Source organism: uncultured Bradyrhizobium sp. (genome assembly GCF_936943645.1).
Lineage (GTDB): Bacteria > Pseudomonadota > Alphaproteobacteria > Rhizobiales > Xanthobacteraceae > Bradyrhizobium.
On sequence record NZ_CAKZJO010000057.1, the window covers coordinates 151,644 to 174,844 of the forward strand.

Genomic DNA, 23,201 nt, shown 5'->3' on the forward strand with positions numbered 1-23,201 from the left:
CGGCCTCTCGTTACTGCCGCGCCATCTGCGCGTTGCCGACGGCTTCGCCGTCGAGCTTCTGGTCGCCATGCATGGTGACCGTGACGCGCAGAAGCCGGCCCTCGAACTCGAACGGCGCCTCGTAATGTGACACGGGGCTGCCGCGGTCGCGGCCGATGTCGAGGCCCGACCACGAGATCAGCGTGTGGAAGCCGAGCTGGGTCTGCAGCGATCCCGCCTTCTCGCCGTCGATCAGCAACGTGTATTCACTGACGCCGGTGCGCGAGCCCTTGGCCGGCGGCTCCTTGCGCACGAGACGTTCGACATGCACGCCGAGCCGGCGCGCGCCGGAGAGCACCTTGCGATCCGATCGCACGAGCTGATGGCTGCCGCCGATGTTGAGATCGTGCACGAGATGGCCGTCCTTGACATAGAGGCTGTAGCCCGACGTCGCATCGCCGTGCGAGATCAGCACGCCGTCTGCGCTCTCTTCGTCGATCTCGACATCCGCCTCGATCGTATAGCTGCGGCTGCGCACGTCGGGCGCGACGTCGGTCGGCACATGGCCCATGCCCGCGTGGAAAACGAAACGGTGGCGCGCACCGTGGAAGCGCGCGGCATTCTCGGCAAAGCGCGGCCCGAAGCGGTCGTCGAGCGGCAGCACCTTGTGCTTCTCGGCCTCGTCCCACCACATCGCGATCATCCGGCCAAGGCGCTCCGGCTCCGTAGCCGCAAGGTCGTTGGTCTCGGAGAAGTCCGCGTCCAGATGGAACAGCTCCCATTTGTCGTTCTCGAACGGCGTCCCCGACGGATGAAAGGCGACCGCCTTCCACCCGGCGTGCCACAGACCGCGATGGCCGAACATCTCGAAATATTGCGGCGAGCCTTTGGACGGCGCCGATGCATCCGTGATCGAGCGCGCAAAGCTCTCGCCTTCGAGCGGCATCTGCGCACAGCCTGCAATCGTTCCGGGAGGCTCGATGCCGATCAGTTCGAGCAGCGTCGGCGTGAGATCGCAGGCATGGACGAATTGGTGCCGCAACTCGCCATTGGCCGCGATGCGCCTCGGCCAGTTGATGACGAAGGGATCACGGATGCCGCCGCCATGGGTGTTCTGCTTGTAGCGCCGCAGCGGCGTGTTCGAGGCCATCGCCCAACCATGCGGGAAATTGCTGTGGGTGTCGGGGCCGCCGATGTCGTCGATGCGGGCGAGCTTCTCGGCGATCGGCTCCGGCTTGAAATTGAACGGGCCCATCGCATTGACGAAACCGAGCGGCCCGCCCTCCTGGCTCGCGCCATTGTCGGACATTACGATGATCACGGTGTTGTCGCGGATGCCGGATGTATCGAGGAATGCGACGAGGCGCGCCAGATGACGGTCGGAATGGTCGAGCATGCCGGCGAAGGCCGCCTGCAGGCGCGTGAACACGCGGCGCTCGTCGGCCGAATGCTCCTCCCAGGCCTTCACGCCGTCATTGCGCGCCGGCATCCGTGTGTCCTGCGGCACCAGACCCATCGCCTTCTGGCGCGCAAGACGCTGCTCCCGCTCGACGTCCCAGCCATTCGCAAAGGCGGCATCATAGCTCCGGATGATCTCGGCCGGCGCCTGGTGCGGGGCGTGGCAGGCGCCCAGCGCGACCCAGGTCAGCCAGGGCACATCAGGTCGATCGGCGAGGTGATCGCCGATGAAGCGGATCGACTGGTCGATCAGATCCTCGGTGAGATGATAGCCGTCGGCATAGGTCCCCGGCGGATCAATATGCGTGTTATCCGAGACGAGCTCTGGCGCATACTGGTCGGTCTCGGCGTCGAGGAAGCCGTAAAAGCGATCGAAGCCGCGCCCGAGCGGCCAGCCGTCGAACGGACCGGTGGCGCCGCTCTCGGTCAGCGGCGTGACGTGCCATTTGCCGATCATGTAGTTGCGATAGCCGTGCCCACGCAGCATCTCGGCCAGCGTCCCCGCCTCGCGCGCGATCTTGCCGCGATAGCCGGGGTAGCCGGAATCGAAATTGGCAAGACACCCGACGCCGACGGAATGATGGTTGCGCCCCGTAAGCAGCGCCGCGCGCGTCGTCGAGCACATTGCGGTGGTGTGGAAGCCGGAATAGCGCAGCCCTTCGGCGGCGAGCTTGTCGATGGTCGGCGTCCTGATCGCCGAGCCGTAGCAGCCGAAATCGGAGAAGCCGACGTCGTCGAACAGCACGATGAGGACGTTCGGCGCGCCCGCGGGCGGCTTCGGCGCCTCGGGCCACCAGGGCTTTGACTGCGCAACCGTCTTGCCGATGCTGCCGCCGAACGGCGTGGCGCTGCCTGCGCTCATCTGATCCTCCCTGCTGGCCTCAGTGTTCGTCTCGGCGCCTGCGGTTGACCCGCAGCGCGTCCGGTTCTAAATTATAATCAGAACTATGATTATGATTTTTGGCGGATGCAAGCCCAGATGCGCCCACGGTCAGACCAGCCGGAGCTTCGCGATATCGACCTGCCGGGCGTCGCCCCGTCCCGTCAGAAGCGCAGTCGGAAAACGACGCTGGCGCTGCTGCGCGCGGGCGCCGCGATGCTGCGAGCGCGCAGCCTGGCGGAGCTTTCGATCGAGGCGCTCTGCACCGAAGTCGGGGCCACCGTCGGCGCCTTCTACAGCCGCTTCGAGAGCAAGGAGACCTATTTCAACGCGCTGATGGCGCTGGCCGCCCGTGATGGCGAGCAGCGCCTCGACGAGATCAGGCCCCCGTCGCAGGACGCAAGCGTTGACCAGCTCTGCCACATCATCGTCGGCGGCATCATCGCCTGGATGCGCAGCCACGAGGGCGTGCTGCGCGCTGCGCTCCAGCATGACGACACCCGCCCCGACAAATGGACGCCGTTCAAGGCGCTCGCGCAGGCCACCACTGCACGCGCCACCCCTCTCCTGCTGCCGGCCATGGGCAAAGGCCGCAAGGCGGCAAAGACCCGCACCATCGCCTTCGGCTTCCAGATCGTGCTGGGCACGCTGGTGAACGCGATCCTCAACGACCCCGGGCCGCTATCGCTGTCGTCGAAAGAGATGGAAGCGCGGCTCGCCGGCTGCCTGTCGCTGCTGCTGCAGGCCGAGCTATGACAGACCTTCCTCGCGAAGGATCTGCTGCGCTTCCGCGTCTCCGAGAGCAGCGGCTTTTCTGAGCCAAAAGCTGGCGCGTTCGCTGTCTTTCGGGGCTCCGTTGAAGGCATGAAGACAATTCATGATCATCTCGCGGATGGTCGCCAAATGGCCCGCCTCTGCAACTCGTTCCTTCAGAGCCGAGGATCTGAAGTATCTCTCCTTGGCTGTCCCGGCCCCGAGCCCCCTTCGTAAGGCTCCGGCGAGGAAGAGCAGTGTCTCGAAATCGTCCGCGGCAATCGATGCCTCGGCTCGTTCCATCCATGCCAGGCTGGAGGCCGAATCCCCCTTATCATCAAGATGTTCAGCCATCTCGATCATGGCCATGACCGATCCCTTCCCGATGAACTGCTCGAGATAGGCGACGCCCTCGCTCTCCTCACCCTGCTTCAAAAGACATCTGGCAGTCCCGACATCGAAGCCGAGCGCGTCTGAGAACACGATGCAGTCTCCCGGTCGCCTCGCGAGCTGCGCAAGCTATCATTATTCGCTGCCGCCTGTCGCTGTTGTTCCGGTGGAAGATCGTTCGGCCCGCGCGAGATGCCGGCCGGCCGAACGCCTCGTGCATGAATTGCCGTCAGCCAACGATATCGCTGGCGCGGAGCAGCGTCGTGAAGCCGCCATAGATCATGCGCTTGCCGTCGAACGGCATGCCCTCCATCTTCAGCCGCGGGTCCGCCATCACCTTCTTGTTGACGGCATCGCGGGTCTCCCGATCGCGATAGACGATCCAGGCGAACACCACGACCTCGTCCTCCGCAGCCATCACCGCGCGCGGAAACGAGGTCAGCTGCCCGTAGGGGACGTCATCGGCAATGCATTCGACATAATCGAGCGCGCCGTGCTCCATCCAGAGCGCGCAGGCGGTCGTTGCCAGCGTCTTATAGGCCTCGACCTTGTCCTTCGGCACGGCCAGAACGAAACCATCGACATAGGGCATCACGGATCTCCTTGGGTTGTATGACCCAAGGACGAGGAAGAGCACGGCGATCCGACGGCGAGATGCAAATTTCAGATGAGGCAAACCGTCGCGCGGCGGCAGCACAGCGCCATGCGGCGCGCCTCAGTTGCACTGAACAGTTTGACACGCCTGCGATGCAAGTGCATGCTGGCTTTTTTTATTGGTTGTTCGGGGAATTGCGCATGGTCCGTATTGCTCATGCATTGCGCTTGCTGATCACCACCATTCTTCCGTCGGTCGCGGTTCCCGGGCTGGCGGTCGCCCAAGCTCCCGGCGAGATCTTCACCTATCGCGGCGCTTGTGACGGCTCGGCGGCGGTCGCACTCGACCAGGATCGTTTCGCCGTCGCTGACGACGACAGCAATGTTCTCAACATCTTCCAGATCGGAAAGCCGGACGCCCGGGCACTCAATCTCGATCGGTTTCTCGAAGCGCCGCTCAAGAAGAAACAACCCGGACCGGACGGCCAACCGGCCTTCAAGGAAGCCGACATCGAGGGAGCGGCGCGGATTGGCGATCGCATCTATTGGATCGGTTCGCATGGCCGCGATTCCGAAGGAGATGCCGAGCCGGGCCGTGCGCGGCTGTTCGCAACTCGTATCGTGTCGGATCCTGCGGGGCCCCGCCTCGAGCCAGTCAATTCCGTCGCCTACAAGAACCTGCGTGAGGACATGTTCGGCGATAAGAAGTTCGAGTTCTTGAAGCTTGCCTATGCGCCCGACAAGAAGAAGAACGGGCCGTCCCCGGAATCGGACAACGGATTCAACATCGAGGGACTAGCCGCTACGCCGGATGGACGCCTCCTGATCGGATTCCGCAATCCGCGCCCCGGCAACAAAGCCGTGGTGATCCGGCTCGACAATCCGGCCGAGGTGGTGGACGGCAAGCAGGCGGTGTTCGGCAAGACATGGCAGCTGGAGAATCTCGCGGGGCGCGGCATCCGCAGCATCGAGCGAATCAACAACACTTACGTCATCGTTGCGGGACCTCATCTCAACGCCGAGGATTCGAAGATCAAGCCGCCGTTCGCCCTCTACACCTGGAGCGGCGCGGAGGACGACAACAAGCCGGCAGAGATGAAGGACGTGACAATTCCCGGTGATCTCACACCCGAAGCAGTGTTTGCGATTCCGGGCAGCGCCAACATGATGCTGCTATCCGATGACGGCAGCAAGGCCTGCAAGAAGGCGGAAAAGCCCGACAAATCGTTCCGGGCGATGACCCTGCCGGCGCCCAAATGACAGCTCGCGATCGATAACGCAGGGCGCTCCTGATGAAACTGTCGCGAAGCCTTTTGTGGCAGCTCATGGCAACGTTGCTGCTGACCGCATCCGCGGCGGCCCATCCGCTCGACCGCGGCCTCGCGATCGTCGATCCGGCCGTCGTCGAAGAGCTCGACCGCGATTTTGGCGTCGCCCAGATGCTCGGAGGCATTGCACCCGGCGGCGGCACCATCAGCAACGACAAGCTGTTCGCTCGCCCCGGCATGGCAGAGGTTCGCAGATACATCCTGCAGCGGATCGAGGCATACAATCAGGAGTACAATCACGGCCACGACGACCCGCGCGTGCTCGACGCGCGGTTCGTGCAAGGGGCGATCGCACGCTTTCAGCTCGCTGGTGTCGTCAACCGCATGGACCGCGGTTTCGTCGGCGAGTTGAAGGAAGCGTGCGGCGAAATCAGGCTGATCTATCGCCTGTTCTACAAGGGTACTGCCACGGTCGGCGAAATCTCCGCGCCCGTGGAATCGCGCCTGCCGATGACGCTCAACGTCACCTTGAAGGCGAACACCGGGGACGGCTGCGCCGCCGTGGCGAAGCGCTGGCTCAATGCTCCGGCCGAAACGACCTCGGTTGCCGAGCAGGTGCAGCACTTCAAGACCAAGGGTGCGCTGGCGGGGGTCAAGCCGGCGCAGATCGACCGGCTCGAATTCAATTACCAGATTCTGCGCCGGCCTGCCGGCGAGTCCGACGTTGGCGTAGGCGACTTCGGCGGGCGCGCCGAATATCTGCTGTCCGTCTTCCGCTGGAGCAAACAGGACAAGGCTTTTGTCCGCAACCGGATGGAGAACCAGATCGATCCGGAGCGATTCCGCAACAACCCCGCCGATCGCAAGGCACTGAACGATGCCGTGATGTTGCTCGATTTCCTGCGCGATCTCGACAATGGCCGGGCCATGCTGCCGACCGCGCTGACCACACGCGAGGCGGTATCGATCTCGCCGGGGGGCCAGACCCGCACCCGCAACCGGCCGTTCGATAATTTGATGGACGAGAAGCGTTTCCAGCAACTGATGGCGCAATTCAAGGCTAAGGGCGAACGGCTGCAAAACATCGCCTCGTTTGAGAGCTTCGTGGCGCGGCTCAACGATCTGACCTGCGCGGGCTGTCACCAGACCCGCGCCATCGCCGGGTTCCATTTTCCCGGCGCCGATTGGGCCGCCGCCCCAAAGATCAACGCCGTGTTCGTGGCGGGCTCGCCGCATTTCTACGGCGACATGCCGCGCCGCCGTGCTATCGTCGAGGCTTATGCGAACGGTGCCGCACCGAACTTCCGCCGCAGCTTCGCAGCCCGGCCGGAGCCCTCAACGGTGGCCGCACTGGCGGGCACGGAAATCGCCGATGGCTGGGGCGCGGTCTGCTACAAGCCGCCCGACCCCAGCAAGCCGGACAGCTCCTTTGCTGCCATAACGAGTTGCGCAAGCGGCCTCGAGTGCCAAGTCATCGCGCGCAGCAAGCGGCATTCCGGGATGGGCATGTGCCTGCCACCAGAAACATCCGTTCAGGTCGGCGATCCCCTGGAGATCACGACGGTCACCTACGGTGAGACCGGCGATGCCTTTGACCACGAACGTCTCAGCAAGCCTGAACCGGATGCAGGACGAGAACGCGCGCCGCACGTCGGGGAATTGCCCGAGAATTCGACGACGTCGAAATATGTCCGACAGCATCAGCGGGGGATGAGCGGTTTTGGCGGCTTCCCGGCAGGCATGCTGCGAATCCGCGGTTGCAGCGGTGCGCCCGGCGAGCCAGCGAGCGCGAACAATCCTGAATCCATCTGCGTGCAAATGGCCGATGACGGCTTCAACAAGTGCGTCGGAGAGAAGCCGTTTTCGCTGTGCCTCTCGGCGAGCGTTCCCAACCCCGTAGTCAAACCAGGGGGCGCGCGTGCCTGTGACATCGCCAAGCCCTGCCGCGAGGACTACATCTGTACGGGCAGTGAGAAAGTCGGGACCGGCGCCTGCATCCCTCCCTATTTCGTTTTCCAGTTCAGGGTGGACCGCCACCCAAGCAACATTTCTCCATAATACGCGCGCTGACGGAGCTTGCAGGAACCTTCAATCGCGGATCGTACAAGGGAGCGTCAAATGCCAATCGTGGGAACGGGATGGGAGCTTCATCTCAAGCGCCTTGGGATGCACAAGAGCGGATCGAAACAACGCACCTATGGCAGTTACCAGGTCTATATCGACGGCGAAGCTCAGCCGTCCCTGGCAGGTTTCATCTGCGAGAGATTGGGGCCCGGCGACAACACGACCGCGAGCAACGGCAAGCGCATCGAGGCAAAGACCTATCCCCTATGGACGCAGTTCGGTCACTACCGTTCGATCGGCTATTCCACGAGTGAGGACGTGGCCGGCAAGCCGCCGATGCCCGCCATCCTGCTGCTGGGGACCGGCGCGCGAACGGGGATTCTGATTCATCCCGCGCATCCGCCGAACCTCTATTTGTCGAGCATCGGCTGCCTCAATCCGACCAGCGCCGTCGGCCCCAAGGACCTCATCGACTTCTGGGATTCACGCCGCCGCGTGATCGCCCTGTTGGAGAGCCTGAAGGTCCATGCACCCGCCGCTTTCGCGCATGAGGTCACCACCCGGATCAAGGACGCCTCGATCGTCATCGACGGCGAACCGACCAAGCAGCTCACCGCGACGCCCACTCCTGCTTTCGAAGCGGTATCGGCGGAGACGGCGCTATTACTACCGATCTCCAAGGCGTCGGCGCTGATCTGCGCCAGATGGCTGATGCAGAATTTCGGCGACAAGCTTACGAACGCCTGCGCCGGCAAGGCCTACCAGCCCAAACATCTCTGCGCGATCGTGTGCCAGGAAACCGCCTATAAATGGATTCCCTGGATCGGCACCCAGTCGGTTCAGACCATCGTCGAGCGGGCAGTGTTCGATGCGAGCGGCGACTACCCCGGTACAACGCGCACAGCCTTTCCAGTGAACACAAAGGCGTTCCGCGACAAATACGGAAAGCCATTCACCGACATGCTGATCGCGGAGGCGAACAAGACCCGCCAGCTGCAGGGCTGGGGTGACAAGCCCTGGGTCTACAAGGGCTACGGCCTGTTTCAATACGACTTGCAGCACGTCAAAACCGCTGAAGATTTTTTCAAGAACAGGGAATGGTACAGTTTCGACAATTGCCTGCGCCGCGTCGTCGAGGAGCTCGACAGCAAACTGACCGCGCAGGGCGGAAACCTCTGGAAGGCCATCAAGGCCTACAACGGCTCAGGCGCAGCCGCCGAGCGATACATGCAAAACGTCAAGGTGTTTACGGATTATTGCGAGGAGGTGACCGGACCTTGAGGACAGGCCGACATATCGGTGGCGCCGAACATGGTGGCAGACCTGCGGGGCCGCTCCGGCGGCGACGACCAATCCTCGTCGGGCGACTGGCTGGGGAACCTGGATTCGAACCAAGACAAACAGAGTCAGAGTCTGTTGTGCTACCGTTACACCATTCCCCAACGGAATAGTCGAACAAATTCAATGACTTGATTATTTGTTCGACTGTCGCCGGAAGCGCGTTTGGCGCAAATCACGGCTCAGGCGTGGCAGGGTTCTACCCGCTCGCCCCCGGGCTGGCAAGCGTTGCGGTGGATGGGGCATCTCTCCTCAACAGGAGGAGCAGGACCCGGCCATTCACGTGCTTCGCCAGCCGACCTTCGCCGTGGCTTTGCCGTCTAGTCCAGCTTGATGTTCGCGGCCTCGATCACCTTCTTCCAGCGCGCCGTCTCGGCGGCGATGTAGGCCGCGAACGGTTCGGAATCCATGGCGACGGCGGTGGCACCGAGCTCAGCCAACTTCTGCACCGTCTCCGGCTGCTGCATGAAGGCGCGGATTTCGGCCGACAGCTTTTCGACGATCGGCTTCGGCGTCCCTGACGGCACGAAGAAGCCGTGCCAGGCCACCGCCTCGAACCCGGGCAGGAATTCGGCAACGGCCGGCGCCTGCGGATCGAAGTCGGCGCGCTTGGGCGATGCGGTCGCGAGCAGCGCGAGCTGGCCGGTCTTCACCTGCGGCAGCAGCAGCGGTACGTTGTCGAAGGCCAGATCGATCTGGCCGCTGAGGAGGTCCGTCAGCATCTGGCTGGAGCCCTTGTAGGGCACGTGCACCATCTTGGTGCCGGTCATCTGCTGGAACAGCTCGCCGGCAAGATGCTGGGACGTGCCGACGCCGGCCGAGCCGAACGAGACCTTGTCCGGATTGGCTTTCAAATAGGCGATCAGCTCCGGCACGGTGCGCGCCTTGATCTTGTTGGGATTGACGACGAGCACGTTGGGCACGACGCTGATCTGGGCAACCGGCACCAGATCCCTCTCCGGCTGGTAGCTGAGCTTGGGCCCGTAGAGCGACGGATTGATCGCAAGCGCGGACGTGCTCGCAAGGCCGAGCGTGATACCATCCGGCGCCGACTTCGCCAGCCGCGTCACGCCGAGGATCGAGCCGGCACCGGCGACATTCTCGACCACGAACGGCTTGCCGAACTTCGTCTGCAGATGGTTCGAGACCATGCGCGCGAAGATGTCAGCCGTGCCACCGGCGGCGAAGGGAACGATCACCGTCACCTGCTTGGACGGATAAGCATCCTGCGCCTTCACGGGTGACGTCGCCAGCAGCACTGCCGACACAAGACCAAGCCACATCGATCTCATCGAAGTTTCCTCTACCTTTGCTGTGTTGTTGATTTGGTGCCGCGCGTGACAGAAGCGTCAGAACGCGACTTCGTACATGTTCAGGATCGCATCCCGGCTCAGATCGCGCGGATTGTTGTCGAGCAAGCGGCGAATGGCGTGCGCCTCATCCGCCATCACGCCGAGGTCGTTCCTGGGCACGCCGAGCGCCGACAGCCGCATCTCGACGCCGAGGTTCTTGCAGAAGTCGTAAGTGGCGTCGAATGCGAGCTTCGGATCGGTGCGTTCCGGCAAGCCCAGCGCGCCGAGCACCGCGACCGTCTTCGTCTCCACGGCCGGCATGTTGAAGGCCAGCGTGTGCGGAAAGATCACCGCGCAGGCAAGGCCATGCGCCACGTGGTGACGCGTGCCGAGCGGATAAGCCACCGCGTGGCCGGCGGTCGTGTTCACCGGCCCCAGGCAATAGCCGCCATAGAGCGAGGCCAACGAAAGACCTGCGCGCGCCTCGCGGTCGCCGCCATCGGCCACCGCGCGCTTGAGATAACGTCCGACCAGCCGCGCGCCCTCGAGCGCATAGAGGTCGATGGTCGGATGCGACTTGCGGCTGGTATAGGCCTCGACGCAATGCGCCAGCGCATCGACGCCGGTCGCCGCGGTGACCTCCTTCGGCACGGTCATGGTCAGGTCCGGATCGACGATGGCGATATCGGCCAGCATGAACCGGCTCTGTACCGCCTGCTTGTTCTGGCTGACGGGATCGGTGACCAGCGCACGGGTGCCGGCCTCGCTGCCGGTGCCTGACGTGGTCGGGATCTGCATCAGCGCAACGCTGCGGCCCGCCACCTTCTCCGGCCCGACGATGTCGGCGAAGGGCACGTCGGACGTGCACATGACCGCGACCAGCTTGGCGAGGTCCATTGCACTGCCGCCGCCGAAGCCGACGACGAGATCGGGCTTGGTGTCCTTCGCCATCGCCACGGCCTTCTCGAGATTGGGCAGGTCCGGCTCGGGCTTGACCTCGCCAAACACCTTGACGGCCCCCGGCAGCGCCAGCGTGTCGACGCGGGCAGCATTGAAGGGATCGGAGATCACCAGCGGCCGCTTGGCGCCGACCCGCTGGGCGAAGCGCGCTGCGGCGGTGATCGTGCCGTTGCCGAACTCCAGGATGGTGGGACGTTGGATTTCGATGGGCGTGAAGGCGTTGGTCATAGGCTCGATCTCAAGACTTCGATGCAGAGGCGCCGGCGGCCAGCCGCTCGGCATAGTCGATGGCTTCGATCAGGCTGTGCTCGTTGGCGATGCCCTTGCCGGCGATGTCGAAGGCGGTGCCGTGATCGACGGAGGTGCGGATGATCGGCAGGCCCAGCGTGATGTTGACGCCCGAAAGCTCCTGCCAGCGGCCGGTGGCGGGATCGACCTGGAAGCCGAGCAGCTTGACCGGGATATGGCCCTGGTCGTGATACATCGCGACCGCCGCATCGTACTGACCGGCGCGCAACTTGACGAAGATGGTGTCGCCGGGCACGGGGCCGACGACGTCGAGGCCATCCGCAACAGCCTTGGCGATCGTCGGCGCCGAAACGTCGATATCCTGCCGGCCGAACAGACCGCCCTCGCCGGCATGCGGATTGAGCGCGGCAATCGCGATCTTCGGTTTGGCGATGCCGAGCCGCAGCAAGGCATCGTTGGTGAGGTCGATCACCATGCGCAGACGCTCCGGCGTCAGACGCTTCGGCACGTCCTCCAGGGCAACATGGGTCGAGACATGGCTGACGCGCATGTTGCCGTGGGCAAGCAGCATCACCGACCCGCGCACGCCGGTGAGATGCGCCAGCATCTCGGTATGGCCGGGGAAGTGATAGCCGGCCTTGTTGAGCGCTTCCTTGTTGAGCGGCGCGGTGACGATCGCCGCGGTCCGGCCGGCCTGCGTCAGGCGCACGCCCTGCTCGATCGCCTTGTAGGCAAAGCGGCCGCCATCGGCGCTGAGCACGCCGGGCTTGATCGGATCCCCCTCGGTGTCGGCCTGGAGGTAACAAAGATTGGGCCATTCGCGATCGTCGGCCATGACCTGGGGGATGGCGACGTCAGCGCCGAGCGCAGCCTTCGCGCCTTCGAGTGCCGCGCCGCTGCCGATCACGAGCAGGCGCAGATCCCCCTTCGCGATCCGCTCCTTCAGTCCGACGCAGGCTTTGACGATGATCTCCGGCCCGATCCCGGCCGGATCGCCCATGGTGATGGCAAGATGACGAGAGGTCATATCGGACTCTCCATTCTGAGCAGATGATTGTCCCGGAGCAGGTCGCGCCACAGCTCGCTGGGACCGAATGCGCCGGATTTCGAGACGACGTCAACACCGGCCCAGCGCCCGCCTTGCAGGATCGAGCGCGGCAATCCCGGAACGATACGTCCCGTCACCTGGAGGGCGTGTGCATCAAGACCAACGCACGCCGCCTTCAAGGTCTCGCCGCCGGCCACGATCAACGTGCCGGGCGGATCGAGCGTCGCGATCAGCGCGGTCAGTTCGCGCGCGATCCGCCGCGCCGCCTCGGTTCGCGTCAGGTCTTCGGCGAGCGAGAACTTGACCATCGCCACGCGATCGTCGACCAGCTTGCGCCGAACGCGGTCCACGCCCTCGCCTTCCGCAAGCGCAATCGTCGCCTCGCCGCACGCGGCGAGCTGAGAGGCGGTGGCGGGCTGATCGGAGCCGAACAGCCCCAGCACGGGCAGCTTCAATTGGCCCGGCGCGTCGGCACGGTGACGGCGCGCGAGCGCACCGGCCAGCCCGCCGCTTCCGCACCACAGCACGGGACCCGGCATGCGTCGTCCCATCTCGACGACGCGGTCGAGGTCGATGTCGCTCTCGGCGTCGAAGACCTGAACACCGCCCCGCGATAGCGTATCGGAGCTGCCCTGCCGCGCCTCGAGGCCCTCGCGTTGCAACTGGGTCAGGAGATCGTCGCCGACCCGATGCCACTCGCCCTGCACCGTGCGTGCGAATTGCTGCCCGCCGGCGGTGCGGCGCCCCTGATAATCGAATGCCGGCGCGACCACGCAGGATGCGAAGTGACCGCCCTCCAGGCAGCCCCCGAGCTCTGCCGCCCACGCCCCCCGCAACAGGCTATCGATCTTCTTGTAAGCGATTGTCGCGCCCAGAAGATGGGGCGCTAGGCGGCCGACAATCCGGACGCTCTCGTCCTTCGAGCGTTCACGGGTACCGCTATCGATCGCCAGGCTTCCAGAGTCCGGCGGCTTGAACCCCTCCGACCAGACGACATCGAACGGTCCGCACAGGCCGACGAACTCCGCCGCGGTGTCGAGCGCACCGGTGAGGTCGTCAGCAAGCAGCCGGACGCTCGTCATCGTCATGCAGCTCCCGCGCTGAAAATCTTGCCGGGGTTCATCAGCCCGTGCGGGTCGAGCAATCGCTTGATGTCGCGCATCAGGTCAATGTCGAGCGGATCGGCGACGCGGGCAAGCCTGCCGCGATTGGTGATGCCGATGCCGTGCTCGGCACTGATCGCCCCGCCCTGCGCCGCGGTCTCGTCATCGACGATCTCGTTGATATCAGCCACCAGCCTGGCCGTCGCTTCCGGATCCCGGCAATGCATCCGATTGATCAGCGCCACGACGTGGATGTTGCCGTCGCCGATATGGCCGTGCATCACGACGTTGGCATGAGGGACGGCCGCCTTGATGCGGGCTTCGACATTGTTGACGAAAGCCGCTTGACGCTCCAGCGGAACCACGCTGTCATGCGACACCACATAGCCGCTGCGCTTGTTGCCTTCGGAGACGCTGTGCCTGACGGCCCAGATCGCCTTCGCCTGCCCCAGATTGGAGGCCAATATGGCGTCCTCGGCCAGCCCTGCTTCCATCGCATCCGCGAGGACGGCGGCCAGCGGCTCGGTGAGGTCGACGCCTGCGAGCGTGTCGGTCAGCTCGACGATCAGATACCACGGCGTCGTCAGCTCGAAAGGAACGGTGACATGCGGAACGGTCGCGGCGATCGCCTCGATCTGCGACCGCGACATGATCTCGAGGCTGCCGATCCGGTCGCCGACCGCGCCGCGGAGGCGCTGCATGATCTCGAGCGCCTGCTCGACGCCCCGCAATTTCAAAAGCGCCAGGGCCGAGCTGCGCGGCGGCGCAAACAGTTTCAGCACGGCCGCGGTGACGATGCCGAGCGTGCCCTCCGCACCGATGAAGAGCTGCTTGAGCGCGTAGCCAGTATTGTCCTTGCGCAGCGCGCGCAATCCGTTGAAGACGCGCCCGTCGGGCAGCACGACCTCGAGACCGAGCACGAGGTCGCGCGTCGGACCGTAGCGCAGCACCGCGGTTCCGCCGGCATTGGTCGAGATATTGCCGCCGATCTGGCAGGAGCCCTCGGCGCCCAGGCTCAAGGGAAAGTAGCGATCGACGTTCCGCGCCGTGTTCTGCACCTCCGCGAGGATGCAGCCGGCCTCCACGGTGATCGTGTTGGCGAGCGGGCTGACGTCGCGCACGGTGCGCATGCGGTCGAGCCGGATCACCACATTGCCGGCGTGATCGTCCGGCGTCGCTGCCCCGCACATGCCGGTGTTGCCGCCCTGCGGCACGATCGCGAGGCGCCTTGCGGCGCAGAACTTCACGACGGCGGCGACCTCGGCTGTCGAGGCTGGCTTCACCACCGCGACCGCGCGGCCGTGATAGCGCCCGCGCCAGTCCGCTACGTAAGGTTCCTGGTCGACCCCGGATGCGATGACGTGCTTGTCGCCGACGATTGCGGCGAGGCCGGCCAGCGCATCCTGGAAAGAGTCAGACATCGGTTCGCCTCGTCGCCGGTCCAGGTCTAGATGGTGGCAGCAGCGAATGCCGTGGCATCCGCAAGCAGCTCTTTCACTTGGGTCGGCGGCAAGGACTCCAGCGGCGGCCGCAGGCGTTGCCATCCGGCATGACCGGTGCGCTCGGCAACGATTGCCTTCAGCGATGGCATCTGCGGGAAGCGCGAGACCAATTCGCGCGCCTTCACGATGCGCGCCTGCGCCGCCTTGAGCGCCGCGTCATCGTCGCTGTCGCGAAAATGCTTGTAGACATAGGCAAGATCGCGCGCGACCAGATTGGACGTCGCGGTGATACACCCCGCCCCGCCCTTGCGAAGCAGCGGCAACAGCAACGGATCTGCCCCGACCAGAACCGAAAAGCCGGGGAAGCGATCGACCATCGCCGTCATGTTCGCAAAATCGCCGGAGGAATCCTTGATGCCGGTGAAGGTGGCCGGATAGGCCTTGCGCAAACGCTCGATCAGCGCATGCGAGATCGGCTGCGCCGACATCTGCGGGATGTGATAGAGCACGATCCTGAGCCTAGCATCACCGACGCGCTGCACGATTTCGCTGTAGGATGCGTAGATGCCGTCGTCGCTGACGCCCTTGTAGTAGAACGGCGGCAGCATCACCACGGTGTCGACACCGACCGAAAGCGCATGACGCGTCAGCGCAACGGTCTCGGTGAGCGCGGCAACGCCGGTTCCGGGAAGCAGCCGCCGCGGCGCGATGCCCGCAGCCGCCGCCGCCTCGAGCAGCGCCATGCGCTCCGCCGCGGAAAAGGAGTTCGCCTCCCCGGTGGTCCCCAGCAGGGCGATGCCGTCGCAGCCTTCGTCCAGCAAGTAACGGCAATGCGCGACGAAGCGCGCGTGATCGGGGGTGAACTCGGCATCGAGCGGCGTCAGTGCGGCGGAGAACACGCCACGGGGGTGCAGCGATGGTGTCGACAAACTTCCTCCGATCGTCAAATCAACGTTGTTCGGAATGCGAACATTTGTTATTGAGTTGTCCTGTCGTAAAATCAGCTCGCCGCCGCGTCAAGGGCGCTGGCTGTCATGGCAAGGCATCGAGCATGGCGAGGGCCGAAAAGAAGGCCGCGAAACGCAAAGCGGAAAGGCCCCCGAAAAATCCAAAGAACTACGTTGCTTCCGTCGGGAAGGCCTTTGCCGTGCTCCAGAGCTTCAGCAGCGAGGCCTTCGAGCTGACCCTGAGTGAGATTGCCGCACGGGCCGATCTCGATCGCGGAACGGCATTTCGCCTGATCCAGACCCTGGTCGAGCTCGGCTATGTCCAGGCGGTGCCGCAGAGCCGGCGGTTCCGCCTCGGGGTCGCCTGCCTCGACCTCGGCTACACCGTGCTGACGCGCGGATCGCTGCGGCCCATGGTCGAGCCGCTGCTGCGCAACCTCGTGCCTGAGGTCGGCGATGCGGCTTCGCTCGGCATTCTGGACGGCGGCGACGTGGTCTATCTCGCACGGGTTGGCGCCGGTCTCGACCGCCACAAGATGGACCGCCGGCCGGGAACGCGCATTCCCGCCTACAGCGCCGCACTCGGCCACGTCATGCTGGCACAGCTGATGCGAGACGAGCAGATCGCGCGGCTGGAATCGCGCCCTCGCGTCAAGCTGTCGGAGCGGACGCTGACCGATCTCGATGCCCTGCTCGCCCGGCTCGACCTCGTGAGGAAGAAGGGCTACGCCGTCTCCGACGGAGAGAACGCCTATGGCCTGCGCACGCTGGCAACACCGATCTTCAACGCCCAGGGCGTGGTGATCGGAGGATTGAGCGTCACCATCGATGCGGTGCGCATGGACATGGCAGCCTTCCGCGACCAGGCACTACCGCTGCTGATGCAGCAGACAGCCCAGGTGCAGGATCTCGCGATCAAGTCGGGATTGACGAGCTGAGCCCGGGCCGGCGCAACTAGACCACGATGTGATCGAAATCGGCGGCGATCCTGGTGTTCGGAAATATCCTCGCCGCCTCGGCCAGGATCTCGGCGTCCTCGTAACGTCCGGACATATGGGTCAGCACGAGCTGGCGGACGCCGTTCGCGGCTGCAAGGGAAGCGGCCTCTGCCGCGGTGAGATGGCCGTAATCCCGCGCGGTTGCGGCGTCGCGATCAAGGAAGGTTGCCTCGATCACCAGCAAATCGGCGCCAGCGACCTCATTCGACAGGCCGTCGGTGGCTTCGAGGTCACCGATCACCACGAGCTTCTTGCCGCCGCTTGGCGGCCCCAGCACGTCTTCTGGATCGATCGTTCGATCGCCCTCGATCACGACGGCTCGGCCCGCGGCCAACTCGCCGCGCAGGGGACCGTCGGGAACGCCCAGCGCCGCGAGCCGATCCGGCTGAAGGTGACGGCGTGAGGGGCTTTGGAACACGAATCCAAAACTGTCGGTGTCGCGATGACGGACCGGAAAACAATCGACGACGAAGTCGCCGGCATCGATGAAGCGTCCCGCGGCCAAGGCGACGAACTCCGCCGGAAGCGGCGCCCTGCCCGCGCCCCACAAACCTGCCAGCATCTGGATGACGATCTCGAGCGTCGCCGGGCCACCGTGCACCGTCATCACCTCGGCGCTCTGCCTCAGGCGCAGCGTCGAGAACAGGCCGGGGATGCCCAGCACGTGATCGAGATGCGCATGCGTCAGCAGGATGCGGTCAAGCCGCCGGAAGCCGGCGCCGCTGCGCAGCAATTGGCGCTGCGTGCCTTCGCCGCAATCGACCAGCATGCGCTGGCCGGCAGCCTCGATCAGCAAGGCCGGATGGTTGCGTTCCGCCGAGGGAACGCTTGCGGAGGTGCCGAGGAATGTCAGGGCAAACATGGTCGTCGCTATCCGGCGCCGCGCCTCGCCGCGATGGCGCGGTGGACGGTCCTACCGTCCCCAATGCCACGCGAGCAGCAGCGCGTACAGGCCCATCGAGGCGGCATAGAGCACCGCAAGGAGTGCGTAGCCTGCGACTTGGCGACTGACCGCCGCCTTCGGCGTGATCCACCAGTCGAGCGCCTTGAAGGCGGCAGGCACCAGCCACCATCCGAGCAGCTGGGTGCTGACGAGATTGCCGACGAAGAGCGAGAGCCAGATCGGCACGCCGTGGCTGTCGATCAGCGGCCCGCTGACGAAAATGCCCCAGAGGTAGACCACCGGATAGAGCACCAGGAGAACGATCAAATTGCTCTTCCAGATGAAGTCCGAACCCTGCTCCGGCGCCTGCGCCTTGGCGGCCGGGAACCAGAAATTGAAGCCGTAGCTCGCGCGCTTCACATTCATGCCGGCGTTGAAGCGCTCGCCTTCGCTGAGCAGCGTCTGCCGCACGGGCGAGTCAAGCCATGCATTGAGGCCGGCATCCGAGTCGAACGACAGGATGACGATCCATTCGTCATGCAAACCCGGTATCGGCCGCTCGATCTTGTGGCGCAAGAATCCCTTGAACTCGGCTTCGGCGGCCTGGATGCGCTGCTGCCATTTCAGGAACGCATCCTCGAGCCCGTCGGGGACCTTGAAGGAGATGACGGCGGACACCGCGCTGTCGCGCTGGACGCCGCTGTCGGGCAGGATATGGACGTTTTCCGAACCTACCAAATGGCGCTGCACCTCTCCGATCAGTTTCGCCCGCACTTCGCTCTGAAGCCAGGCGCGCGCGGCGGCCGGGCTGGCGAAACGCAGGATCGTCACCCAGTCCACATGCGCCGGCGGCTGCGGCGGAACGACCTCCTGGCTGAGGAAACCTGGCCATGCCTTCAGCACCTCGCCGACTTCGCCATTCCAGCGTATGAACGCGGCGAAGCCGTCGTCCGCGATACGGCGCTGGATGACGAGAGCGACCGGTTGGCCGGCTGGATCCGCAGATGCGCTCATGAGCTGCCGTCTCAGCTCTTCTTGTAGAGACGCTTGCCCATCACCCAGGTCTCGTCGACGCAGCGATCGTCGCCGACCATCATGACGGCGAACAGCATGCTCGCGGCCTCATCCATCGTGCGCGGCCCGGCACCGTCCGCAATCAGCGACTGGTGCCAGGCTTGCGCGATCTGCCCGCCGTTCGGATCGAGCGCGACGAAATCGGCCTCCTTGCCCGGCTCGAAATTGCCGAGCTTGTCGTCGATGTAGAGGCCTTCGGCGCCGCCGAGCGTGATCGACCAGAAGCCGCGATAGGGCGACAGCTTGTTGCGCTCGGCTTCGGCGAGATCCTTGCGCGTGGGATCAATGCTGCCGTCGAGCAGCGTGTTGTTGCACATGCCGACCTTGTAGGCATCGTCGAGCACGGAGATCATGGAGAAGCGGTTGCCGCCGCCGACGTCGGTGCCGAACGACATCTTGACGCGATGCTCGGGATCGGTGGCGCGGCCGAGGCGGAACAGGCCGCTGCCGAGGAACAGGTTCGAGCACGGGCAGAACACCACCGCCGCACCCTTCTTCGACATGCGGCGGAACTCGTTGTTCGAGAGATAGACGCCATGGCCGCCGGAGAATTTCGGTCCGACCAGGTCGAACTTCTCGTAGACGCCGAGATAGTCCTGGCAGTCCGGATGCTCGACCAGCACGCCGCTGCATTCAGCCGGATTCTCGGAGATGTGGGTGTTGACCCAGCAGTCCGGATGCTCGTGCTTGAGGCGCTGGCAGGCCTTGAGCAGCTCCGGCGAGGCACCGAAGGCGAAGCGCGGCGTGATGGCGTAGAGATTGCGGCCCTTGTTGTGATACTGCGCGATCAGCCGCTTGCTGTCGCGATAGAAATTTTCGGGCGTATCGATGAAATCGGCCGGCGCGTTGCGATCGATGCCGGTGAGGCCTGCGATGACGCGCATGTTGCGGCGGGCTGCTTCCTCGAACAATTCTTCGGTGGATACAGGCGAGGAGCTGGTGAAGGCCTGGCAGGTGGTGGTGCCGGACGCCAGGAGCGCATCGAGGAAGCGTTTCACGCCCTCGCGCGCGTAGTTGCGATCGCGGTATTTGAGCTCTTCCGGATAAACCCATTTCTGGAGCCACGGCAGGAGCTGCTCGCCATAGGCGCCCAACACGCGGGTCTGCGGCAGGTGGATGTGGCCGTCGATGAAGCCCGGGACGATGATGCGGTCCTTGATGTGGGTGACCTCGATGCCCGGATGCGCAGCGGAGATCTTGTCATAGGGACCGAACGCCTTGATGACGCCGTCCGCGACGATCATCAGGCCGTCCTGATGAAAGCGCGCAGCCGCCTGCTCGTTGCCGACGTGCTTCCAGGGATCGTCGACGAAGTCGAAGAACGTGCCACGAATACCGACGGTGGCCATGAACTGGTTCCTTCCTTAGGTCTGTGTGGCGTGCCGCACTGGGGGCAGTGAGATCGCGAGCAGCACGCCCGCAATGGCGCAGAGGCCGAGATAGAGCCATCCGATCGGTGCCTGTGTGGCTTCCGGCAGCACCGCCGCGATCGCCATGGCACCGCTGACTGCGAGATAGCAGAGCGCGCTGATGAGGCCGCCGATCAGGCCATGGTCGCGCTCGAACAGGCCGAGCGCCATGCCATACATCATCGGGCACAGCACGCCGCAGCCGCCGAGCACCAGCGCGCCGCCGATCGTGATCGACGCGACATCGATACCGAAGATCATGCCGGTTGCGGTCAGAACCGCTGAGCCTGCGAGAAACAATGCGAAGGCGCCGAAGCCCAGCAGACGAGCCGGCAAAAGCTGCGCGAAATGCGCGCAGCCGAGCTCGCCGGCGAGGTTGACGCCGCCAAGGCCGAGCGCGACGAGGCCGTAGATCGCAGCCGAATAACCGAGACCGGTCTGGTAGAAGAACGGCGCGACGACGCCGAACGCCAGCTGTGCGCTTGCTGCCGCGGCAAACACCAGCACGAAAGCGAGGAAGCCCGGGCGGACCAGCGCCTCGCGCAGGGTGCCGGCCGTGCGGCGCGGATCGAACGGTGCGCGCCGATCAGCGGGCAGCGTCTCGGGCAGCAGAAACACGACGATCGCGGCGACGATGGCTGCCGTGATGGCAATGACGACAAAGACCCCGCGCCAGGAGGTCAGCTCGACGATGAAGCCGCCGGCCGCGGGCGCCAGCACTGGCGCGAGGCCCCAGGCGGCTCCAAGCAGGCCGGAGATCGCCGTGAGCTCGCGACCGCGAAAGCAGTCGGCCGCAACGGCATAGGCGACGACGAGGCAGGTGCAGCCGCCGATGCCTTGCAGGAAGCGCAAGGCGAGCAGCAGTGAGGCGCTGGTGGCGAGCGCACAGGCAATGCTCATCGCGATCAGCACGGACAGACCTGCGAGCAGGACGTTGCGGCGGCCGAGCGTGTCGGAGGCGATGCCCACAGGCACCAGCGCCAGGCTCATGCCGAGCATGTAGGCGGTGACGGTGTTCTGCATCGAGGCGGAATCGGTTGCGAGATCCACCACCATCTGCGGCAGGCCGGGCGTATAGGCATCAAGCGGAATCTGACTGAACGGCACGACGCACAACAGGATCGGCACGATCCCACCCCTCGCGCGACCGGCGTCCGATGCAAGTGCAGTCATGGCTTTACGCCCCCTCGATGTCCGCGGGCCCCGTCTTTTCGTGCGCGCAATGAGAGGCGCCGATGCGAGTTGCGGATATTGACGCGGAAGCTGCCAGAACTGTGTGTAGAAACTCTTAGGAGCGGCCGTGTCGGTCCGCTTCCGGCAATTGGTGCTCGAGTCGCACCTCCCAAAAACAAAAATGCGAAAACAACCCCATGCACAGTACAAATCGTTGAGGAATTTTGCCGCACGCCTCCGAACCCGATGAGGCGTTTGACACGTCGGGCAAAACAGCGGCACGATCACACGATCGCCATCTCGAGTTTGCCTTCGTCCGAATCCATTAACCGATCGGAAGGCATGGCTATTTCGGATCGCGAGGTGGAGGTTCTGATGCAGAAGGCCGCGGACGCTGCTGACTTGGATTTCGGCTCGATCGGCGCCCTTCTCGGCGCCCTGCACGCGCGCAAGACGTCAGCGTCGGAGTTGCTCGAACACACCATCTCGCGCATCGAGGCGCTGGACGGCAAGATCAACGCCATCATCGTTCGCGATTTCGATCGCGCCAGAGATGCCGCGCGCGCCGCCGATGCTGCGCTTGGCCGAGGCGAGCGGCGGCCGTTGCTTGGCATCCCCGTCACCATGAAAGAACCGTTCAACGTCGCCGGCCTGCCGACGACATGGGGCTTTCCGCAATTCACGGATTTTCAGCCAACGGAAGACGCTCTCGTCGTCTCGCGGCTGAAAGCTGCGGGCGCCATCATCATCGGCAAGACCAATATTCCGATCGGCCTCAGGGATTTCCAGAGCTACAACGAGATCTACGGGACGACCAAGAATCCGTGGGATCTCGACCGGTCGCCCGGCGGCTCCTCGGGCGGATCGGGTGCAGCGCTCGCCGCGGGCTTCGGCCCGCTCTCGATCGGCTCGGATATCGGCGGCTCGATCCGGGTGCCCGCGCATTTCTGCGGCGTGTTCGGACACAAGCCGAGCCTCGGCCTGGTGCCGCTGCGGGGATACAGCCTGCCGCCGGCACCGCCGGTTCCCGGCCAGGGCGATCTCGCCGTCCTTGGGCCGATGGCGCGCACCGCCTCGGATCTTGCCTTGTCGCTCGACGTCATCGCCGGCCCCGACGAGCTGAGCGATGGAACCGGCTATCGGCTTGCACTGCCCGCCTCTCGCCATGCCGATCTCAAGAACTTCAGGATCTTCGTGATCGATACGCACCCCCTGATGCCGACGGGTGACGCCGTGCGTTCTGCCATCGGACGATTGGCCGACCGGCTTGGCAGATCGGGCGCCCATGTCGCGCGCGCCAGCGCCTCGCTGCCTGATCTTGCGGACTCCGCGCGGCTCTACATGAGGCTGCTCAACGGCGCGCGAAGCCCGCGCCTGACACCGGCCGCACTCGCCGAGGCGCAAGGCCTTGCCGCGGCACTCTCGCCCGACGACCGCAGCCTGCAGGCCGAACGCGCCCGCGGCTGGGGCATGCTCCATCGTGAATGGCTCGCAGCCGACGCAGCCCGCCTGCAGCTGCAGCAACGCTGGCGGCAATTCTTCCGCGAGTTCGACGCGGTGATCTATCCCGTCGCCGCCGTGCCGGCCTTTCCGCACGACCATTCCGAGCCGTTCGAGGCGCGGCAGCTCGACATCGACGGCAAGCTCTACAATTACTCCGACGCGTGCTTCATCTGGGCAGATCCGGCTTCGACTTGCGGCTTGCCGGCGACGGCCGTTCCGATCGAGCGCGCGCCCACAGGCCTGCCGATCGGCGTCCAGATCATCGGACCTTATCTGGAGGACCGCACGACCATTACGCTCGCGAGCTTGATCGAACGCGAATTCGGCGGCTTCGTCGCGCCGCCGTCGCTCTCTGCAATGTAGTTTTGTGAGATGGCTGAGGCCGACGGTGCAGTC

At 64.8% G+C, this 23,201-nt stretch carries 19 protein-coding genes and 1 tRNA gene; 6 read left to right on the forward strand and 14 right to left on the reverse strand.

Features of this window, described 5'->3' with window-relative positions; all coding sequences use genetic code 11:
- Positions 1-10 precede the first annotated feature (10 nt).
- Positions 11-2,299, reverse strand: coding sequence for an arylsulfatase (locus Q0743_RS17045; protein ID WP_298242668.1), 2,289 nt, complete (start codon positions 2,297-2,299; stop codon positions 11-13).
- Between the two features lie 117 nt (positions 2,300-2,416).
- Between Q0743_RS17045 and Q0743_RS17050 the strand changes: the two genes are divergently transcribed.
- Positions 2,417-3,073 (forward strand): TetR/AcrR family transcriptional regulator, encoded by a 657-nt coding sequence (locus Q0743_RS17050; RefSeq protein WP_298242669.1) that lies wholly within the window; start codon positions 2,417-2,419, stop codon positions 3,071-3,073.
- Here the strand turns inward: Q0743_RS17050 and Q0743_RS17055 are convergent.
- A complete protein-coding gene (locus Q0743_RS17055) occupies positions 3,068-3,553 on the reverse strand; it encodes a hypothetical protein (protein ID WP_298242670.1) in 486 nt (161 codons plus the stop codon). The two genes, Q0743_RS17050 and Q0743_RS17055, sit on opposite strands and share 6 nt — an antisense overlap.
- A 136-nt stretch (positions 3,554-3,689) precedes the next feature.
- On the reverse strand, positions 3,690-4,052 hold the full coding sequence (locus tag Q0743_RS17060) for a DUF1428 family protein (RefSeq protein WP_298242671.1): 363 nt from the start codon (positions 4,050-4,052) through the stop codon (positions 3,690-3,692).
- 62 nt (positions 4,053-4,114) lie between these two features.
- Between Q0743_RS17060 and Q0743_RS17065 the strand changes: the two genes are divergently transcribed.
- From Q0743_RS17065 to Q0743_RS17075, 3 genes are read left to right on the forward strand one after another with little or no spacing between them, the layout of a single operon-like run.
- Entirely contained in the window at positions 4,115-5,314 is a 1,200-nt protein-coding gene (locus Q0743_RS17065) for a DUF3616 domain-containing protein (RefSeq protein ID WP_298242672.1), read from the forward strand.
- Between the two features lie 32 nt (positions 5,315-5,346).
- Positions 5,347-7,380, forward strand: coding sequence for a hypothetical protein (locus tag Q0743_RS17070; RefSeq protein ID WP_298242673.1), 2,034 nt, complete (start codon positions 5,347-5,349; stop codon positions 7,378-7,380).
- 60 nt (positions 7,381-7,440) lie between these two features.
- Complete coding sequence (locus Q0743_RS17075) at positions 7,441-8,667, forward strand: peptidase S8/S53 subtilisin kexin sedolisin (protein WP_298242674.1); 1,227 nt, start codon at positions 7,441-7,443, stop codon at positions 8,665-8,667.
- An 87-nt stretch (positions 8,668-8,754) separates the two neighbouring features.
- Here Q0743_RS17075 and Q0743_RS17080 read toward each other — a convergent pair.
- From Q0743_RS17080 to Q0743_RS17110, 7 genes are all read right to left on the reverse strand, one after another.
- A tRNA-Gln gene (locus Q0743_RS17080) sits at positions 8,755-8,828 on the reverse strand.
- Between the two features lie 216 nt (positions 8,829-9,044).
- On the reverse strand, positions 9,045-10,016 hold the full coding sequence (locus tag Q0743_RS17085; protein ID WP_298242675.1) for a tripartite tricarboxylate transporter substrate binding protein: 972 nt from the start codon (positions 10,014-10,016) through the stop codon (positions 9,045-9,047).
- Between the two features lie 57 nt (positions 10,017-10,073).
- On the reverse strand, positions 10,074-11,204 hold the full coding sequence (locus Q0743_RS17090) for an iron-containing alcohol dehydrogenase (RefSeq protein ID WP_298242676.1): 1,131 nt from the start codon (positions 11,202-11,204) through the stop codon (positions 10,074-10,076).
- Positions 11,205-11,214: 10 nt separating this feature from the next.
- Positions 11,215-12,252, reverse strand: coding sequence for a 4-hydroxythreonine-4-phosphate dehydrogenase PdxA (gene pdxA, locus Q0743_RS17095; protein ID WP_298242677.1), 1,038 nt, complete (start codon positions 12,250-12,252; stop codon positions 11,215-11,217).
- A complete protein-coding gene (locus Q0743_RS17100) occupies positions 12,249-13,355 on the reverse strand; it encodes a four-carbon acid sugar kinase family protein (protein ID WP_298242752.1) in 1,107 nt (368 codons plus the stop codon). The genes pdxA and Q0743_RS17100 overlap by 4 nt, the downstream gene beginning before the upstream one ends.
- Positions 13,356-13,357: 2 nt before the next feature.
- Entirely contained in the window at positions 13,358-14,797 is a 1,440-nt protein-coding gene (locus tag Q0743_RS17105) for an FAD-binding oxidoreductase (RefSeq protein WP_298242678.1), read from the reverse strand.
- 26 nt (positions 14,798-14,823) lie between these two features.
- The gene (locus tag Q0743_RS17110) at positions 14,824-15,747 is read right to left on the reverse strand and encodes a dihydrodipicolinate synthase family protein (RefSeq protein WP_298242679.1); all 924 of its coding nucleotides are present in this window, start codon (positions 15,745-15,747) and stop codon (positions 14,824-14,826) included.
- Between the two features lie 122 nt (positions 15,748-15,869).
- Between Q0743_RS17110 and Q0743_RS17115 the strand changes: the two genes are divergently transcribed.
- Positions 15,870-16,703 carry an IclR family transcriptional regulator C-terminal domain-containing protein gene (locus Q0743_RS17115; protein ID WP_298242680.1) on the forward strand — a complete coding sequence of 278 codons (834 nt, stop codon included), beginning with the start codon at positions 15,870-15,872 and terminating at the stop codon, positions 16,701-16,703.
- A gap of 16 nt (positions 16,704-16,719) precedes the next feature.
- On the opposite strand, the gene Q0743_RS17120 is transcribed toward Q0743_RS17115, so the two are convergent.
- The 4 genes from Q0743_RS17120 to Q0743_RS17135 are packed head-to-tail and all read right to left on the reverse strand — an operon-like array spanning position 16,720 to position 21,302.
- Entirely contained in the window at positions 16,720-17,625 is a 906-nt protein-coding gene (locus Q0743_RS17120) for a ribonuclease Z (protein ID WP_298242681.1), read from the reverse strand.
- A gap of 51 nt (positions 17,626-17,676) precedes the next feature.
- Positions 17,677-18,660 carry an antibiotic biosynthesis monooxygenase gene (locus Q0743_RS17125; RefSeq protein WP_298242682.1) on the reverse strand — a complete coding sequence of 328 codons (984 nt, stop codon included), beginning with the start codon at positions 18,658-18,660 and terminating at the stop codon, positions 17,677-17,679.
- An 11-nt stretch (positions 18,661-18,671) separates the two neighbouring features.
- On the reverse strand, positions 18,672-20,069 hold the full coding sequence (gene guaD, locus Q0743_RS17130; protein ID WP_298242683.1) for a guanine deaminase: 1,398 nt from the start codon (positions 20,067-20,069) through the stop codon (positions 18,672-18,674).
- Positions 20,070-20,084: 15 nt separating this feature from the next.
- Positions 20,085-21,302, reverse strand: a complete 1,218-nt coding sequence (locus tag Q0743_RS17135) for a multidrug effflux MFS transporter (protein WP_298242684.1) — start codon at positions 21,300-21,302, stop codon at positions 20,085-20,087.
- Between the two features lie 375 nt (positions 21,303-21,677).
- Between Q0743_RS17135 and Q0743_RS17140 the strand changes: the two genes are divergently transcribed.
- Positions 21,678-23,168, forward strand: coding sequence for an amidase (locus Q0743_RS17140; RefSeq protein ID WP_298242685.1), 1,491 nt, complete (start codon positions 21,678-21,680; stop codon positions 23,166-23,168).
- The last annotated feature ends 33 nt before the right edge of the window (positions 23,169-23,201 follow it).

What these genes read in the sequence shown, in the direction of transcription:
- Q0743_RS17100 (WP_298242752.1), bottom strand. Translation starts at nt 13,355, where the DNA reads ATGACGAGCGTCCGGCTGCTTGCTGACGACCTCACCGGTGCGCTCGAC.
- Q0743_RS17105 (WP_298242678.1), bottom strand. Translation starts at nt 14,797, where the DNA reads ATGTCTGACTCTTTCCAGGATGCGCTGGCCGGCCTCGCCGCAATCGTC.
- Q0743_RS17115 (WP_298242680.1), top strand. Translation starts at nt 15,870, where the DNA reads ATGGCGAGGGCCGAAAAGAAGGCCGCGAAACGCAAAGCGGAAAGGCCC.
- Q0743_RS17070 (WP_298242673.1), top strand. Translation starts at nt 5,347, where the DNA reads ATGAAACTGTCGCGAAGCCTTTTGTGGCAGCTCATGGCAACGTTGCTG.
- Q0743_RS17060 (WP_298242671.1), bottom strand. Translation starts at nt 4,052, where the DNA reads ATGCCCTATGTCGATGGTTTCGTTCTGGCCGTGCCGAAGGACAAGGTC.
- Q0743_RS17085 (WP_298242675.1), bottom strand. Translation starts at nt 10,016, where the DNA reads ATGAGATCGATGTGGCTTGGTCTTGTGTCGGCAGTGCTGCTGGCGACG.
- Q0743_RS17140 (WP_298242685.1), top strand. Translation starts at nt 21,678, where the DNA reads ATGCAGAAGGCCGCGGACGCTGCTGACTTGGATTTCGGCTCGATCGGC.
- Q0743_RS17075 (WP_298242674.1), top strand. Translation starts at nt 7,441, where the DNA reads ATGCCAATCGTGGGAACGGGATGGGAGCTTCATCTCAAGCGCCTTGGG.
- guaD (WP_298242683.1), bottom strand. Translation starts at nt 20,069, where the DNA reads ATGGCCACCGTCGGTATTCGTGGCACGTTCTTCGACTTCGTCGACGAT.
- pdxA (WP_298242677.1), bottom strand. Translation starts at nt 12,252, where the DNA reads ATGACCTCTCGTCATCTTGCCATCACCATGGGCGATCCGGCCGGGATC.
- Q0743_RS17120 (WP_298242681.1), bottom strand. Translation starts at nt 17,625, where the DNA reads ATGTTTGCCCTGACATTCCTCGGCACCTCCGCAAGCGTTCCCTCGGCG.
- Q0743_RS17135 (WP_298242684.1), bottom strand. Translation starts at nt 21,302, where the DNA reads ATGACTGCACTTGCATCGGACGCCGGTCGCGCGAGGGGTGGGATCGTG.
- Q0743_RS17065 (WP_298242672.1), top strand. Translation starts at nt 4,115, where the DNA reads ATGCAAATTTCAGATGAGGCAAACCGTCGCGCGGCGGCAGCACAGCGC.
- Q0743_RS17045 (WP_298242668.1), bottom strand. Translation starts at nt 2,299, where the DNA reads ATGAGCGCAGGCAGCGCCACGCCGTTCGGCGGCAGCATCGGCAAGACG.
- Q0743_RS17125 (WP_298242682.1), bottom strand. Translation starts at nt 18,660, where the DNA reads ATGAGCGCATCTGCGGATCCAGCCGGCCAACCGGTCGCTCTCGTCATC.
- Q0743_RS17090 (WP_298242676.1), bottom strand. Translation starts at nt 11,204, where the DNA reads ATGACCAACGCCTTCACGCCCATCGAAATCCAACGTCCCACCATCCTG.
- Q0743_RS17050 (WP_298242669.1), top strand. Translation starts at nt 2,417, where the DNA reads ATGCGCCCACGGTCAGACCAGCCGGAGCTTCGCGATATCGACCTGCCG.